Origin of the sequence: Paenibacillus oceani, from assembly GCF_014705615.1 — a bacterium.
Taxonomy (GTDB): Bacteria; Bacillota; Bacilli; order Paenibacillales; family NBRC-103111; genus Paenibacillus_AB; species Paenibacillus_AB oceani.
Genome location: NZ_JACXJA010000051.1, coordinates 43,137 through 59,785 on the forward strand (window position 1 = coordinate 43,137; position 16,649 = coordinate 59,785).

General features: G+C 53.0%; 12 protein-coding genes. All 12 read left to right on the forward strand.

The features are described 5' to 3' along the window. Positions 1-58: 58 nt before the first annotated feature. The 12 genes from tilS to hslO all read left to right on the forward strand — a co-directional run bounded on the left by tilS (position 59) and on the right by hslO (position 16,632). On the forward strand, positions 59-1,498 hold the full coding sequence (gene tilS, locus IDH45_RS29105) for a tRNA lysidine(34) synthetase TilS (protein ID WP_190931671.1): 1,440 nt from the start codon (positions 59-61) through the stop codon (positions 1,496-1,498). 67 nt (positions 1,499-1,565) lie between these two features. Further along, positions 1,566-2,108 (forward strand): hypoxanthine phosphoribosyltransferase, encoded by a 543-nt coding sequence (hpt, locus tag IDH45_RS29110; protein ID WP_190931672.1) that lies wholly within the window; start codon positions 1,566-1,568, stop codon positions 2,106-2,108. 89 nt (positions 2,109-2,197) lie between these two features. Then, complete coding sequence (gene ftsH, locus IDH45_RS29115) at positions 2,198-4,168, forward strand: ATP-dependent zinc metalloprotease FtsH (RefSeq protein WP_190931673.1); 1,971 nt, start codon at positions 2,198-2,200, stop codon at positions 4,166-4,168. A gap of 260 nt (positions 4,169-4,428) precedes the next feature. Next, complete coding sequence (locus IDH45_RS29120) at positions 4,429-4,959, forward strand: GbsR/MarR family transcriptional regulator (RefSeq protein ID WP_190931674.1); 531 nt, start codon at positions 4,429-4,431, stop codon at positions 4,957-4,959. 170 nt (positions 4,960-5,129) lie between these two features. Next, positions 5,130-8,219, forward strand: a complete 3,090-nt coding sequence (locus tag IDH45_RS29125) for an efflux RND transporter permease subunit (protein ID WP_190931675.1) — start codon at positions 5,130-5,132, stop codon at positions 8,217-8,219. Between the two features lie 29 nt (positions 8,220-8,248). After that, positions 8,249-9,514, forward strand: coding sequence for an efflux RND transporter periplasmic adaptor subunit (locus tag IDH45_RS29130; protein WP_190931676.1), 1,266 nt, complete (start codon positions 8,249-8,251; stop codon positions 9,512-9,514). A gap of 36 nt (positions 9,515-9,550) precedes the next feature. Continuing rightward, positions 9,551-11,278: a hypothetical protein gene (locus IDH45_RS29135; protein WP_190931677.1), complete on the forward strand. Its 1,728-nt coding sequence runs from the start codon at positions 9,551-9,553 to the stop codon at positions 11,276-11,278. 250 nt (positions 11,279-11,528) lie between these two features. After that, positions 11,529-12,467, forward strand: a complete 939-nt coding sequence (gene nadA, locus IDH45_RS29140; RefSeq protein WP_190931678.1) for a quinolinate synthase NadA — start codon at positions 11,529-11,531, stop codon at positions 12,465-12,467. Between the two features lie 34 nt (positions 12,468-12,501). Further along, on the forward strand, positions 12,502-14,118 hold the full coding sequence (nadB, locus tag IDH45_RS29145; RefSeq protein ID WP_190931679.1) for an L-aspartate oxidase: 1,617 nt from the start codon (positions 12,502-12,504) through the stop codon (positions 14,116-14,118). Continuing rightward, on the forward strand, positions 14,108-14,974 hold the full coding sequence (nadC, locus tag IDH45_RS29150; RefSeq protein WP_190931680.1) for a carboxylating nicotinate-nucleotide diphosphorylase: 867 nt from the start codon (positions 14,108-14,110) through the stop codon (positions 14,972-14,974). The genes nadB and nadC overlap by 11 nt, the downstream gene beginning before the upstream one ends. Then, on the forward strand, positions 14,971-15,735 hold the full coding sequence (locus IDH45_RS29155) for a type III pantothenate kinase (protein WP_190931681.1): 765 nt from the start codon (positions 14,971-14,973) through the stop codon (positions 15,733-15,735). Before nadC ends, IDH45_RS29155 begins: the two co-directional genes overlap by 4 nt. A 21-nt stretch (positions 15,736-15,756) precedes the next feature. After that, entirely contained in the window at positions 15,757-16,632 is an 876-nt protein-coding gene (gene hslO / locus IDH45_RS29160; protein WP_190931682.1) for an Hsp33 family molecular chaperone HslO, read from the forward strand. Positions 16,633-16,649 lie beyond the last annotated feature (17 nt).

A 16,649-nucleotide genomic window follows, 5' to 3' on the forward strand; every position in this document is an offset into this window, starting at 1 on the left:
CAACCAAACGTGCGGCGCTCCTCGAGCGTGCGACGCGTCAAACGAAAGGTGTACGGCCATGGAACTGCTGAAGCAAGTAGATAACGCGATTCGAAGCGACAATCTCGTGGAGGCGGGAGATCGGATCGTGGTGGCAGTTTCCGGCGGACCCGATTCGATGGCGCTGCTGCACGTTCTCTTTATGCTTGCGAAGGAACGGGAGTTCGAACTGATCGCTGCTCATTTCAACCACGGCTTTCGCGGGGAAGAATCGGATAGGGAGGCGGACATGGTCGCCGGCTTTGCCAAGCGGTTAGGTATAGCTTGTGAAGTGGGGTCATGCGACATGCCGGCCTACATAGCCGAAACCGGGATGAACGCTCAAGCTGCAGCTCGGGAGAAACGGTATTCCTTCTTATTTGAAACGGCGGCTAAGGTTCGGGCCGGCAAGATCGCTCTGGCCCATCATGCGGATGATCAGGCAGAGACGGTGCTTATGCGTCTGCTGCGGGGAGCCGGTTCGTCGGGGCTGGCCGGAATTCCGCTGAGAAGATCGGAAAAAAATTTGGAACTTATCCGCCCCTTGTTACGTATATACAAATCGGAGCTAGAATGCCATTGCGCCGAATACGGGCTGCCGGTATGCCGGGACAGCAGCAACGAGTCGCGGAAATACTTCCGCAACCAGATCAGGCTGGACGTTTTGCCTTTTTTGCGGCGCTACAACGATAAGCTGCCCGAATCGCTGAATCGGCTGGCCGATACGATGAGAGCGGAGGACGAATGGATGGAAGCCGAGACGCAAGCCCGCTTCACCGAGCTCGTAACGGTGGAACGCAGCGGACAGCGAATCGGGTGCAGCCTAGAATCGCAACGATTTATCGAGCTTCCTCTCGCTTTACAAAGGCGGTTGATTAAACTAATATTAAATTATGTTTTTTCGGAGGCCGACTTATCCGATTTTGCCCGGATCGAGACGGTTCGTTCCGCGATTTCCCGGAAACGGGGGGAATCATTTACGATCGACTTGCATGAACGGTTAAAGCTCTTGCGCGTGTACGATACAGTTCGTTTCGTCCCGTCGCTGCCGGAGTTTGAGCCGTATGTGTACGCAATAACTGCGCCGGATCAAGCGCTGCTTCTTCCCGAAGCGGGCCTTGTGCTGGAATGCAGGCTGGCCTTGGCCGAACAAACGGAAACGTTGGCGGTTCAGGCTGGAGGGGGGATCGGCACAGGCGAAGCCTACTTCGATGTGGACCGGGTGACATTTCCGCTATCGGTGCGAAGCAGACAGGCGGGAGACCGGATAGCGCCGCTCGGTTTAAAGGGAACGAAAAAAGTAAAAGATATGTTCATCGACGCCAAAATACCGCCTGACGTTAGAAGAACCGTCCCGCACGTGCTGGATGCGACGGGGCAAATCCTATGGATCCCCGGGGTGCGAAGATCAGCCCATGCTCCCGTAACCGAACAAACAGCCCGGGTATTGGTCATGAAGGTCCGCTCCGCCGGAGGATAGGCAAAGAACCCTTCCCAAGAATGCGGCCATTCATGCTTTCATATGTATAAAGTAGGAGGGTCCATGGTTGCTAAATGACATTCAGAACGTTCTGTTCAGCGAAGAACAGATCCGGCACAAGGTAGCAGAGCTTGGGGAGACGATTGCCCGGGACTTTGAAGGCCGGAACCCGCTCGTCATCTGCGTGTTGAAGGGCGCATTCATCTTTATGGCGGATTTGGTAAAAAACATCCCGATTCCGCTCGAAATTGATTTTATGGCGGTATCAAGCTATGGCCAGTCGACCAAATCGTCGGGCGTAGTGAAAATTATTAAAGATTTGGATGTTACGGTGGAAGGGCGAGACGTGCTGATCGTCGAAGATATCATTGACAGCGGACTGACCTTGAGCTATCTGATCGACGTATTGGAACGCCGCAACGCTTTATCTGTTACCGTCGTCACGCTTTTCGACAAGCCGGCCAGAAGATCCGTGGAGCTGGAGCCGGACTACAAAGGGTTTACGCTTCCCGATGAATTCATCGTGGGATACGGACTCGACTACGGGGAGAAGTACCGGAACTTGCCGTATATCGGCGTACTGAAGCCTGAAGTTTATACGAAGCCGTAAGACGTACGCGCGCAAGGTTCGTTCTATTGTAGTGGAAAGACGTGCTGTGGTACAATAAGTAACGTGCGTCGCCCGAGAGGAGGTAGGGGATGAATCGGATCATCCGAAACACCGGATTTTATTTGCTCATATTTTTAGTTACGGTCGGAATCGTGCATTTCATCAGCAACCAGAATGAGACGAAGCAGACCTTTACGTACACGAAATTCCGCGAGGAATTGAAAAATAACAACATCGAAGAAGTAGCGGTGAAATTTGACGGCTATACATATCTGATCCGGGGGAAACTTAAACAATCCGGTACAGACAAGCTGCAATTTGAAACCCATGCTCCTTTCGACCCCCGTGTCATCGAACTGCTTGAGCAGAGCAACATAACCAAAGAAGTGTATGAGAAGATGGAAGGGAATAACGTATGGATCACGTTCCTAACGTCCATTATTCCGTTCGTCATCATCTTCATTCTGTTCTTCTTCCTGCTTAATCAGGCTCAAGGCGGCGGCGGTAAAGTGATGAATTTCGGCAAAAGCCGCGCCCGTCTTTATAATGAAGAAAAGAAGCGGATTACGTTTGACGACGTAGCCGGAGCCGATGAGGAGAAGCAGGAACTGGTCGAAGTCGTCGAGTTTCTTAAAGATCCCCGGAAATTCGCGGCGCTCGGCGCCAGAATTCCGAAGGGCGTCTTGCTCGTAGGTCCTCCGGGTACCGGTAAAACGCTGCTTGCCCGTGCGGTTGCCGGTGAAGCGGGTGTGCCGTTCTTCAGCATAAGCGGTTCGGACTTCGTAGAAATGTTCGTCGGTGTCGGGGCATCCCGGGTACGCGACCTGTTCGAGAATGCGAAGAAAAACTCGCCTTGTATTATCTTTATCGATGAGATCGACGCCGTCGGCCGCCAGCGCGGGGCCGGACTCGGCGGAGGACACGACGAGCGCGAGCAGACGCTTAACCAGTTGCTCGTCGAGATGGACGGCTTCGGGGCGAACGAAGGAATCATTATCGTTGCCGCTACGAACCGTGCGGATATTTTGGACCCTGCGCTTCTGCGTCCAGGCCGCTTCGACCGTCAAATTACGGTTGACCGTCCGGATGTCAAAGGCCGGGAAGCGGTACTCAAAGTCCATTCCCGCAACAAACCGCTTAATAAAGACGTTAAGCTTGATGCGCTTGCCCGTTACACGACCGGATTCAGCGGGGCTGATCTGGAGAACCTGATGAATGAAGCGGCCTTGATCGCCGCCCGGCGCAGCCGCAAAGATATTTCGATGGATGAAGTCGAAGAGGCGTTTGACCGCGTCATCGTCGGCGTCCAGAAGAAAAGCCGCGTAATCAGCGATCGGGAGAAAAGAACGATTGCTTATCACGAAGCCGGACATGCGATTATCGGATATTACGAGAAGCATGCGGACGTTGTCCATAAAGTTACGATTATTCCTCGCGGTCGTGCAGGCGGCTACGTGCTCAGCATTCCAAAGGAAGGCGAGGATCGTCTGCTCGCAACCAAGTCGGAGCTGCTTGACCGGATTACCGGTCTGCTCGGAGGACGAGTCGCTGAGGAGATGTTTATCGGCGAGATCGGCACGGGCGCATACGATGACTTTAAGAAAGCAACTGCGCTTGCTCGCAGCATGATCGTCGAGTACGGTATGAGCGATAAGCTGGGACCTATGCAATTCGGCAGTTCGCAAAGTCAAGTATTCCTTGGCCGCGATATCGGACACGATCAGAACTATAGCGATGCGATTGCCTATGAGATCGACAAGGAAATGCAGCATATTATCCGTTCGAGCTATGAGCGAGCCCGGGAAATATTGACCGAGTACACCGACAAGGTTCACTTGGTCGCTAATGCCTTGCTTCAGCGTGAAACGCTCGACAAAGATCAAATTATCGAGTTGCTCGAAAAAGGCGCGATCCAAGACACCGGTTCGAGCGAAAGTGCAACCGGAGCAGGATCTAAGGAAGACGAGCCGAAGGTCAACATCCAGACTCAGGATGAGAATACCGATGCCAACAAACTCGAGTTCGATAAAGAGAAAAAGGATGACAAGAATGATAGCTAATATCGTTCGTTGTCAGGCTCAGCCGGTCCCCTAAGGGGGCCGGTTGTTTTTTTGCTTTTTTCCTGTATCGAAATGCCGAGCGCCTGCGTTGTGCAGGGAAATAGGATCATTTTTATTCTCAATTGTTTAATTTTAGAGCACCTTTTAAAAAGTTCACAAATAAAACCGTTTCCAACCAATTGACGAAATTTACCGTTGCGATTACGATTATATCGTTAAAACCTTTTTTAACGATGTAAACGTGATGGGGGAGGAAATGAATGGGCAGCGAAGAGTTTGAACGCTTCCGCTCCGATTTGATGGAGAAGATGGCCCTGATGTTCGAGCAAGGCGGCCTGAGTCCGTTGGTCGGACGCATATACTCGCTGCTGATCTGTTCCCCCGAGCCGGTAAGTCTCCAGGAAATTGCCGAGAGGCTGGGTGTGACGAAGGCGGCTGTGAGCATCCAGGTGCGATCGCTCGTAAGTCACGGGTTCTGTTTGAAACTGGCAAGGGGGAAAGACCGTAAGGATTATTACTGCGTACCGGAAGACCACCTGCAAATCTCGATGCGAAGCGTTACCGAACGGCTGGCGCTCGATATGCAAAGAATCGAGGATACGCTCCGTAAACTTCCGGATTCACAATCGGTAAAGGAGGAAGAGAAGGCGGCATTAGCCTCGCTGAAGCGGCGATTTATGGAGCTTGCGGCTTTTTACCGTGTCGTATTCCGCAGACTTGAGGGGATTGAGGAAGAGATGGAAAGTTTAATCCGTGAGATGCGTGCCGGCTCTGACCGGGACCCCATTTAGCGGGTAAGATAGAAACCGGACTTTAGTCTAGGAACACATACAGTCCGCAGCCCGTTTTGCGGTTAACGGTTCAATTTTACAATTAACAATGGAATACATAGCGGAATACTGGAGCAAGAAGAACAGACAAAAAGGCTACAGGTAAGATCGTATGGGAGGGATGAAACCGAATGATTCGCTTTACCGAATTTTCGATGAAAAACATCGCGGCGGTCATCATCATGATTATGCTGCTCACCGTCGGGGGAATCTATGCCACCGGTAAATTGAAGGTGGAAAGCATGCCGGATATCTCGTTTCCGGTCGTTATGGTGAACACCCAATACACGGCGCCGCCGAAAGACGTGCTCGAGCAAGTGACGAAGCCGCTCGAAAAATCGCTCACCGGTGTAAAAGGGTTGAAAAACTTAACGTCGAGCTCTGCAGACAATTTCTCGCAGATCGTCGTTGAACTGTCCCAAGGCACAAGCCTCGACGATGCGAAAAAAGATATCGAGAGCCTCGTAGCCAACGTCAGACTTCCGCAAAGCGCGGAAAAGCCGAAGGTGCTGACATTCGGTTTCGCTTCTCAGCCGGTATACTACATGGCTGTATACGGCGAAAACGGGATGAACCAGACCGAGCTGGATAAGCTCTACAAAGATATTATCGTCCCCGGTTTTAACGAAATTCAGGGCATCGACCATATCGACTCGATCGGCAATCAGGAAGCGACGATGTCGATTCGCCTCGATGCAAGCGCCTTGAACCAATACGGCTTGTCTCCTTCGCAAGTATCCGGCATGATTCAAGCCGCACTGCTCTCCAGTCCCGCCGGTACGGTGGACTTCGAAGGACGCACGCAGATGGTACGCGTTAAAGGTCAGATCGACACGGTATACAACCTGGACAATCTGGCGCTGACGACACCGCGCGGAGAAACGCTCCTTCTGAAACAAATCGCGAAAGTAGCCTCCATCACCGAAGCTCCGTTTATCGCCAGACTGGATAATAAACCGGCCATCGGTATTCACTTGTACAAGACGAAAGATGCTAACGCAGTCGAATTCGGAGCGGCCGCCGACAAGCTGATCAAGGGCTGGGAGCAGACGCTGCCGAATGTGAAGTTCCATTCAGTCTACAACGCCGCGACCGATATTCAGAATTCGATCGACGGCATGGTTAAGGAAGGCGCGCTGGGCGCGATCCTCGCCTCGGTTATGATTTTGCTCTTCCTTAGAAACTTTCGAATGACAATCATCGTTTTAGTCTCGATCCCGCTGTCCATTTTAATCACGCTGTTGTTTATGAGCTTTTTGGACATCTCGCTCAACATCATGACACTGGGCGGTATGGCGATCGCCGTCGGGCGGGTCGTGGACGACAGTATCGTCGTTATCGAGAATATTTACAGCCAATTGGTCAAAGCGCACGAGCGTAAGGAATCGATCATTAAGCTGGCTACCCAGCAAGTAAGCTCGGCGATCACCTCATCGACGATTACAACGGTTGGCGTATTCGCCCCGATCGCTTTCGTCGGAGGAGTCGTTGGTGAAGTGTTCCGGCCTTTCGCCCTGACGCTGGCCTGCGCGCTGCTTGCTTCGCTGCTGGTCGCTCTGACGGTCATTCCGATGATGGCCAAGATGATGGTGCTGAACCAAAAGAATTTGCCGTTCCACGACGAGAACCACGTCGGCAAAGTTGCCGGAGCGTACAAAAGTATGCTTGTCTGGTCTCTGAATCATAAAATCAAAACATTGCTGATTTCGGGACTCCTCTTTTTATTATCGATTGTGCTGATCGTTCCGCAGCTTGCTATGACGTTCATGCCGGAAAGCCCATCGGACCGCCAAATGATTTTCACGCTGCAAATGCCGCGGGACACCTCGATGGACACGATGAACGCCAAGGTGATGCAAATTGAAGAGCAGATGCGCGAATCGAAAGACGCGATCGGCAATCCGCAGTTCACGTATATCGAATCGCTGATCGGTTATGAATTCGGCAGCGAGCGGGTGCCGTATAAAACAACGATTTTTACTGAAGTGAGCAAAGACACGAACGCCTCGGAAGCACTGAAACATTACAAGCAATTGTTCCTAAGCGATATGCCAAAAGGCTCCAAGGTTGACGGACAGCTGATCTCGTTCTCCGAAGGCGGGGGCGGCAGCGACTTCTCTTACTCGCTGAAAGGCGACGATCTGCAAAACCTGCAGCATGCGGCTGCGGTGATCAAGGAAAAGATGCAGGAGTTCCCGGAGCTTCTGGAGATTAAAGATTCGCTGGGCGAATCGAAAATGGAAGTGGAAGTAACCGTCGACCAGAACAAAGCCCGCGTATACGGAGTGAACTCTGCCCAGGTGATGGAAGCCGTTCATTCTTGGACACGCAAAGAGGACCTCGGCGACATTAAGTTCGACAACATCACGTACGAAACGAAGCTGGAGTTGGACAAAGCGTCCAAAGACTCGATTCAGGACCTGGAGAATATACCGCTGCAGACCGCAATTGGGACGAGAATCGAGCTCAAGGATATCGCCAAGGTGCGGGAGATTGAAGCTCCAGTCAGCATCAGCCGGGAAAAACAGATGCAGGTGGTTAGCGTAACCGCCAAAATCGACAATGTCGACAAGGGCGGAGTCAGCGCCAAAGTGACGGCGGCCTTAGATACGATCGAGCTGCCGACCGGCGTAAGCCGCGAAGTAACGGGCGTATCGGAAGATATCGCCGAAAGCTTCAGCCAGATGTTCATGGCAATGGCTGCATCGATTTTCATCGTATATCTGGTTATGGTCCTTGCCTTCGGCAATGCCCGTGCACCGTTCGCCATTCTGTTCTCGCTGCCGCTCGCGGTAATCGGCGGGTTGCTGGGGCTGCTCATGACCGGCGAATCGCTAAACGTTACGTCTCTGATTGGCTTCCTCATGCTGATCGGTATTGTCGTTACGAATGCGATCGTTCTGATCGACCGCGTCCAGCAGCTTAGAGAGCAAGATTATTCCGTACGCGACGCCTTGATCGAAGGCGGCATGGTGCGGCTCAGACCGATCATCATGACGGCCGGTGCGACGATTATGGCACTTATGCCGCTTGCTCTCGGTCTCTCCAAAGGAACGATCATCTCGAAGGGCCTCGCGGTCGTCGTTATCGGCGGATTGACCACTTCGACCATATTGACGCTCGTAGTTGTTCCGATCGTATACGAACTCATTTTTGCCCGGCGTTCGAAGAAGATCAAGAAACCGAAGGAGCCAACCATCACGACCCCAGTGTCCGCATAAAAACGATGAATAAAGGAGTCAAGGCGAAGATGAGACAAAAACGGCATAAATCCAAATCATTTCGTCGTGGCGCCACGCTTGCAGCGGCGGTAGTTCTTACCGTCGCCGTCGCGGCGGGGTGCACGGCGGGAGGCGAAGCGCCGAAGCCGGCAGCGGCCCAGGAACAGACGATCAAGACGGTGAAAGTGCAAAAAATTACGAAGCAAAGCATCGGCGATCCGCTTGAGCAAGTTGCGGACGTAGTCGCCGCGACTCAACTGGACGTAGTCGCCAAGGCGGGCGGCGAGATCAAAGAGATTGTGAAGAAGCGCGGCGATCAAGTGACGGCTGGCGAAGTGCTGCTTAGACTGGATACCGTAGATGCGCAGCTGCAAAAGGAAAAGGTGGCACTCCAGCTATACAGCAGCCAGGACGCTTTGAACAAGGCGAAGCAGGACTTGGCCAACAGCAAGACAGAGATGGCCAATAGCGTCAAAAAGATGGAGCAGGCGCTGCTCGACGTGACGAAAGCGTACAACAAGGCGAAAAACGACTACGATCAGGGATTGATCTCCAAGCCGCAGCTGGATCAAGCCGAAACGGCCTGGAAAAACCAGACGATGGACCTCGACTTGCTGAAGCAAAGGCAGAAGACGCTGGAGACGTCCGACAACTTGTCCGCTTTGGAGACTCAAGTACAATCCGCCTCCTTATCGATGAAGGAACTGGATCGGAGCCTTGAGAATCTGGAAGTGAAGGCGCCGGTGAGCGGCGTTTTGACGGAGCTTCCGCTCGTCGTCGGCCAGACGATTCAACCGGGGATGAAGGTCGGCCACCTGCAGCAAATGGATCCGATTCTCATTAAAGCCAACCTGACGGAAAATTCGGCCAATCTCGTCCGCGGCAAAACAGAGCTGGTTTATTACGTAGCCGGAAGCACTGAGAAGTCGAAGGCTCCGATCAAATATTTGTCTGGCTCGATGGATGCGCAAAGCAAATCGTATGAGCTCGAACTTGAAGTGGCGAATACGGATGGCAAGCTGAAGCCGGGTACAAAGGTACAAATCCAGCTGACCAGCGAGCAGGAGCAAATCGTTGTGACCGTACCTACGCTGACGGTAGTGCGTGAAGGCGGCGACTCGTTCGTCTTCGTACTCGCGGGCGACACGGTCGAGAAACGGAAAGTGCAGCTCGGACGTCTGAACGAAATGAACCAGGAAGTGATCTCCGGCGTCAAAGAAGGAGAGCAGCTAGTCGTATCCGGGCAAAACCAATTGAAGGATAAAGAAAAAGTACAGCTTGCCGAATCGAAATAAAGGTTCTACATAAGCAGCGAAATGGAGGAAGACTCAGTGAAACCGACTTGGAAGAAATCTTTGACCGCAGCTATGCTCAGCGCTTCTCTCGTATTAACGGCATCCCCTGCCCTAATTATGGCGGCAGACGGCACGGTTGCATCCCAAAGTGTTCGCGGGCAATACCAACTGACCTCCGTCATCCGGGCGGACGTAAAAAGTATCATCAATGAACGGGTCGCGGACAACACCCGGATTGGCGCTGTTGTGCGTCTATATAATGAGGGCACCCGCGTAACGCGGGTGCCGGATTATGAAATGCGTGTCAAGACCGCGGATGGAATTGAGTATACGCTAAAGCCGAGCGTGACGAACGCCAAGGCGATTCAGCCGAAAGAAAAAGTGGAGCTCAGCTACATGCTGGTTCTCGATTACGAGAGTGCGGCGGGGATCACCGACCTGTCGTGGATTGAAGTGGACGAATATGTATATCCGAAGCTGGAAACGGCCGTCCTTACCGTACCGGTTGCTGAAGCGGTATGGAGCGGCAACGATTCGGCGATTACCGGGCAAGACGCTCTGAAGCGCTGGGGAGAGCCGTTTAAGCTCCAGGTTTTGTCCGAGACGCTTCAATTCACTCCGGTTACGCTGATTAGCGAGAAAACACCTCAAGGGCCAGTGACGGTTGTTACACTGATCGCCGAAAATACGGGAAGCCGTACGGAAACGGTGCCTGAATTCCGTTTGGACGGCAAATCCGACTCCAGAGCTTATCCAGGCAGACGGGTTCAAACAAACGTCGAGTTGAAGCCGGGAGAGAAAAAGTACATTCATTACGGCATCTTGACCGAAAACAACGTTACGCTGACGAGCCTGAACGTCCTGACGCCGGAAACGTACGTTCAGATCGGACCGGACAACCAGCCGTCTGTCGAATCGTATGCGGTCGGCCGTATTAATGTGCAGCTTCCGCAAAAGGATACGGTGGATGTGAGCATGCTGCCGGCTTACGAGCTGCGCGACCGCATCCAGTTTGACCCGATGAGCAAGCTGATCGACAAAGAAACGGAAATATCGCTTGTGGATTTGAGCATGAACGAATCGGAATCATCCGGCTATAATACCGTTATCGCGAAATTCATGGTTAAAAATACCGGAGAGCGCCCTGTGCCGTTGCCGGCGTTCCAGACCGAGCTGACGAATGCCGACGGATTCCGGTATTCCGGCACGCGCCAGACGACGACAGTCGAACAGCTCGCTCCGAAGCTTGCCTATGTAGTCAATTATTCGTTCGCGGTTCCGTCCTCAGAGAAGGGCGACGATCTGCTGATGAAGATTACCGACAACCAGACGGTCGCTCCGTACAACATCCCGATCGGCGGCTTCAAGACGGCTGTATCGATCGACCAGCCGGATGACGACATCCTTTCCTTCTATCCTTATGAAGTGAAGATGAATTACTGGTCGATTTCCTCTATGTTCAGCGCGGCCGGTTATATGTATAAAATGAAAATGGACATCGATATCAATACGGTTGACGATATCGTATCAGATACGAATGCGTCGAATATGACGATCGAGCTGCATGATACGCGCGGACGTCTGATTGCTTCTCAAACGCTTCCGTTCGCCGGTATGAACAAGCTGGTCAGCGGAGCTCAGCATATCACTTTCGACAATCTGAGAACGGATCAGTTGGAATGGCCGCTTACGATCAAAATTTACGAATCGGTACAAACGCCGAACGGTGTTGCCAAACGTCTAGTTAAAACAATGAAGCAATAAGCCGAAAACGATCATGTCGTTCCGTCCCGGCCAGTAATGGCCGGGATATCTTGTATTTCTGCGCTTTTTTCCCGTTGACAGCGCCAACGCCGTTGTGTAAATTAGGTGTAAACTCATAATGAAACTTAACCGGTCCGGCTGCTCCGCAGTTCCTGAAACTGCATCTATTACGGTCGCCGTGTTTGGATCATACTAGTCCTATGCATATGCGTGAACTTTTTCACGTGTTGCCATGAAGGGAAGGATACGGATGGAAGCTCTAGCGCTTGAGCGCAAGGCGGAGCAAACCCGCGAACTGAAAGAACGTTTAGCCGTATTGAAGAAAGAGCGCAATGCCATCATCCTGGCGCACTACTACCAGAGGGATGAGATTCAGGAAGTCGCCGACTTTCGCGGAGATTCGTTTCTGCTTGCCCAGAAGGCGGCCGAGACGGACGCAGACACGATCGTATTTTGCGGCGTTCATTTCATGGGGGAAAGCGCCAAAATTTTGGCACCGAACAAGACGGTGCTTATTCCGGATGAGCGCGCAGGCTGCCCGATGGCCGACATGGTCAACGTAGAGGGACTGAAGGCATTGAAGAGCCGTCATCCGAAGGCGGCTGTCGTCACCTATATCAACTCCTCCGCCGAGATCAAAGCGGAGACCGATATTTGCTGTACATCGGCCAACGCGGTGAAAGTCATCCAGTCTGTCGACGCCGACGAGATTATTTGGGTGCCGGACAAAAACTTGGGCGACTACGTTTCCAAATTTACAGACAAGAAAATGATTATCTGGGAAGGGTATTGCAACACGCACGATATGCTTAGCGTCAAAGACGTCATGGAGATGAAAGCGCAATATCCGGACGCTCAATTTGTCGTGCACCCGGAATGCCGTCCCGAGGTTGTGAAGCTTGGGGATTTTGTAGGAAGCACGACCGCCATTATTAAATATTGCAAAGAATCCGACTGCCAGCAGTTTATTGTCGGCACCGAAGACGGAACGGGATATCAACTTCGCAAGGACAGCCCGCACAAAACGTTTCACTTCGCTACCAAATTTCTCGTATGCCCGAACATGAAAGTAAACAACTTGAAAAAAGTCGTCAAATGTTTGGAGACGATGCAGCCGCAAATTTACGTTCCGCCTCATGTTGCGGAAAAAGCGAAATTGTCCTTGGAGCGCATGTTACAGGTTAAGTAGCATGCGCTACTCTCTTGTCTTGTAGGTGATGGATATGGTGCCGCGTTATTTGATCGATTTTGCGCTGGACGAGCTGGCGCACGAAGAAACCGATTGTTTGGTCATCGGAGCTGGAATTGCCGGCCTGTTCACAACGATCCGTGCGAGCGAGACGGATCGCGTACATATTATCACGAAGCCGAAGTCGCTTCTGGAGAGCAACACCCGCTACGCGCAAGGCGGCATAGCGGCCGTCATATCGGACGAAGACTCACCCGATTACCACCGCCAGGATACGCTGGTCGCGGGAGCGGGACTTTGCGACAACGTAGCGGTAGACATCTTGGTGGATGAAGGACCCGAAGGAGTCAAGGACCTGATCCGGCTCGGCACCCAGTTCGACCTCGAGAACGGGGAGCTGGCGCTGACCAAGGAAGGCGGCCACAGCCAAAGACGGATTTTGCACGCGCACGGCGATGCGACCGGCGCGGAGATCGTAAGGGCGCTATCCAATCAAGCGAAGCAAAATCCGAACGTCACCGTGTGGGACGATCATTTTGTGATTGATCTTGTTGTCACGGAAGGTGTGTGCCATGGCGCCATTGTACAGAAGCCGGACGGGCAGCGTGTATTTGTGCGCGCCAAGGCGACGATCCTGTGCTCCGGAGGAGCGGGACAGCTGTACCGGTATACGACGAACCCGGAGATTGCTACGGGGGACGGAATCGCAATCGCTTACCGGGCCGGCGCCGTCATACGTGATGTTGAGTTTATTCAGTTTCATCCAACAGCGTTATGTTATCCGGGAGCTCCGCGTTTTCTGATTTCCGAAGCGGTCAGAGGGGAAGGGGCCGTTCTTCGCAATATCAGGGGCGAGCGGTTCATGGACAAGATTCATCCTCTGCAAGAGCTTGCCCCCAGGGATATCGTGGCCCGGGCGATCGTAAATGAAATGGAACTTACGAAGTCGACTTTCGTATATATAGATATTACTCACGAGCCGGCCGATTTGGTGAAGCACCGGTTTCCGAACATCTACGAATTTTGTTTGAATTACGGTCTCGATTTGACGACAGACTGGATTCCGGTAGCGCCGGCCGCGCATTATATGATGGGCGGAGTGAAAACCGACCTGAACGGGGAAACTTCAGTCAAGCGTTTATACGCATGCGGAGAAGTGTCGTCTACCGGCGTCCACGGGGCGAACCGGCTTGCGAGCAACTCGCTGTCCGAAGCGATCGTATACGGCCGCCGGATTATCGAGCATATCCGCACTTTGCCGTCGCTTCCGGACACCCCGCAGATCGTAGAGCGGAGCCACCGTCCCGAGCATCCGATGCAGGCGATCGTAGAGAAACGGTTGAAGCTGCAAAAGGTCATGCTGCGTTATGTCGGACTGAAGCGAAGCGCGGCGGGATTGCAAAAAGGGCTTGACGAGCTGAAGCGTCAACTTCCGATCTACGAGACCTGCTTGACGAAGCGTGAAGAGTACGAGTTTGCGAACTTGCTTACTTTGGCTATGTTGACCACGGAAGCTGCGCTGAACCGGGAGGAGAGCCGGGGCGGGCATTTCCGCGAAGATTTTCCCGAGAAGGACGACCGGAACTGGCGCAAGCATATACAACTCCACCGCGAGTACGGAATGACGGAGGAACCGATCCATGATGATTAATGCAGATCAACTAACTGGGCAAATACGTTTGTGGCTGGAAGAAGACATCGGTATGGGCGATGTGACCACCATGACAACCGTACCTTTAGACTCGCAGTCTAAAGGTATTATTCATGTTAAGGAATCCGGCATCGTAGCCGGGATGTCCGTAGCGGAGCAAGTGTTTCGCGCCGTCGATCCGTCTCTTCTCTTTCTCGCCGTCCAGCAGGACGGAACGTACGTGGAGAAAGGCACGGTTTTGGCGGAGGTGACGGGCAGCACGCGCAGCATCCTGCTCGGCGAACGGCTGGCGCTTAATCTGCTGCAAAGAATGTCGGGCATCGCCACCCGCACCCGTCAATATGTCGATGCTCTGGAAGGAACGCCGGTCCGGCTGGTCGATACCCGCAAGACGACGCCCGGACACCGGATGCTGGAGAAATACGCGGTCCGCGTAGGCGGGGGCCACAATCACAGATTCGGGCTTTACGACGCGGTTATGATCAAGGACAATCATATTAAGGGAGCGGGCGGAGTCAAGCAGGCCATCATCGCCGCCCGTGCGCAAATTCCGCATACGATGAAAATCGAAGTCGAAGTCGAACGGTTCGACCAGTTGGATGAAGCGCTGGAGGCCGGAGCGGATATTATTATGCTGGATAATATGAAGCCGGCCGATATGAAGAAAGCCGTCGACATCATTAAAGCGCGGGCTCCGCACATTATAATAGAAGCTTCCGGAAATGTGACGCTGGAGACGATTAAGGATATCGCCTTATCCGGAGTGGACGTAATCTCCGTAGGCCGGTTGACGTATTCCGTACAGGCGATCGACATCAGCTTGGATTTGAACGAGAAAAAGGTGGGGCCGGCATGATTCTCGTCGTGGATGTAGGCAACACGAACATCGTGCTCGGCATCTATGAGCAGAAGAAGCTGCTGCACCATTGGCGGCTCAGTACGAACCGTTCGGCCACAGTCGACGAATACGGGATGATGGTTCATAATTTATTTCGCCATGCGAGCATCTCCGAAGACCGGATCGAAGGAGTCGTGATCTCTTCCGTCGTTCCGCCGCTTATGTTTGTGCTCGAAAGCTTATGTTTAAAATATATAGGAAAAAAACCGCTCGTCGTCGGTCCGGGCATGAAGACCGGGCTCAATCTGCGGATCGAAAATCCCCGCGAAGTCGGTGCCGACCGGATTGTAAATGCCGTTGCCGGTATCGAACTGTACGGACCTCCGCTGATCATTGTCGATTTCGGTACGGCTACGACTTACGATTACATCGACGAGCGGGGGCAGATGCTCGGCTGCGCGATCGCTCCGGGAATCGGCATATCGACCGAGGCGCTGTACGAGAAAGCGGCGAAGCTGCCACGTATCGAACTGGTCCGGCCCAAAAGCACGGTCGGCCGCAATACGGTATCCGCGATGCAAGCGGGCATTATTTTCGGCTATGCCGGTCAGGTCGACGGGATCGTCCAACGGATGCGGGAAGAATTCAATCCGGATGCGAGAGTCATCGCTACAGGCGGATTAGCCGATTTGATTGCCGGGGAATCCCGGACGGTCGAAACGGTTAATCCGCTGCTCACCCTGCAAGGCCTGCAAATCATCTATGAACGAAACCGATGAAATTCGAAAGGAAACGAAACCATGCAAGATTATTTAATACGCACTACCGCGTTTGATGGTAAACTCCGGGCATTTGCCGCGAATACTACAGGAATCACACGGGAGCTGCAGCGCAGACACGACACGACGCCTGTAGCGACGGCGGCGCTAGGCCGGACCGCAACCGCGGGCGTAATGATGGGCGCGATGCTGAAGGGCGAAGAACGGCTTACGATACAAGTAAAAGGCGATGGACCGATCGGTCAAATCGTCGTGGATGCCGATGCGAAGGGCGAAGTAAGAGGGTACGTCGACAATCCCCATGTCGATTTGCCTTTGAACGAACGCGGCAAGCTGGACGTATCCGGTGCGGTAGGGGAAGGCTACCTGCATGTCATCAAAGATCTGGGCTTGAAGGAGCCTTACCGCGGAAGCATACCGATTGTCTCCGGAGAACTCGGCGAAGATTTTACGTATTATTTCGCCAAATCGGAGCAGACCCCTTCGGCAGTAGCGTTAGGCGTACTGGTCGCAACCGATTATTCGGTTCAAGTATCGGGCGGATTTATTTTGCAGCTGCTTCCCGGACTTGAAGAGGAAGAGATAGCGGAGATCGAGCAGAAGCTGGCTAAACTCCCCCCTATTACGACCCTGATGGCTGGAGGAGAAGATTTGGAGGAGGTGCTGAAGCGTATGGTGGATTCCGTCACGATCTTGGAACGGACCGATATCCGCTTTCAGTGCAAATGCTCCAGAGAGCGCGTCGAACGAACCTTGCTTAGCCTAGGTCGCGAGGAGATCGAGCAAATCATACGCGAGGACGGTAAAGCCGAGCTGGTCTGCCATTTCTGCAACGAAGCGTACGCATATAACGGCGAGCAGCTCCATAGTCTGTTGGAGAGACTGCCTAAAGGATAAAGAGACCAGATATGGGG

Excerpts from the sequence above, each read along its gene's own strand:
- IDH45_RS29155 (WP_190931681.1), top strand. The coding sequence starts at position 14,971 with ATGATTCTCGTCGTGGATGTAGGCAACACGAACATCGTGCTCGGCATC.
- IDH45_RS29130 (WP_190931676.1), top strand. The coding sequence starts at position 8,249 with ATGAGACAAAAACGGCATAAATCCAAATCATTTCGTCGTGGCGCCACG.
- hslO (WP_190931682.1), top strand. The coding sequence starts at position 15,757 with ATGCAAGATTATTTAATACGCACTACCGCGTTTGATGGTAAACTCCGG.
- nadA (WP_190931678.1), top strand. The coding sequence starts at position 11,529 with ATGGAAGCTCTAGCGCTTGAGCGCAAGGCGGAGCAAACCCGCGAACTG.
- ftsH (WP_190931673.1), top strand. The coding sequence starts at position 2,198 with ATGAATCGGATCATCCGAAACACCGGATTTTATTTGCTCATATTTTTA.
- tilS (WP_190931671.1), top strand. The coding sequence starts at position 59 with ATGGAACTGCTGAAGCAAGTAGATAACGCGATTCGAAGCGACAATCTC.
- nadC (WP_190931680.1), top strand. The coding sequence starts at position 14,108 with ATGATGATTAATGCAGATCAACTAACTGGGCAAATACGTTTGTGGCTG.
- IDH45_RS29120 (WP_190931674.1), top strand. The coding sequence starts at position 4,429 with ATGGGCAGCGAAGAGTTTGAACGCTTCCGCTCCGATTTGATGGAGAAG.
- nadB (WP_190931679.1), top strand. The coding sequence starts at position 12,502 with ATGGTGCCGCGTTATTTGATCGATTTTGCGCTGGACGAGCTGGCGCAC.
- IDH45_RS29125 (WP_190931675.1), top strand. The coding sequence starts at position 5,130 with ATGATTCGCTTTACCGAATTTTCGATGAAAAACATCGCGGCGGTCATC.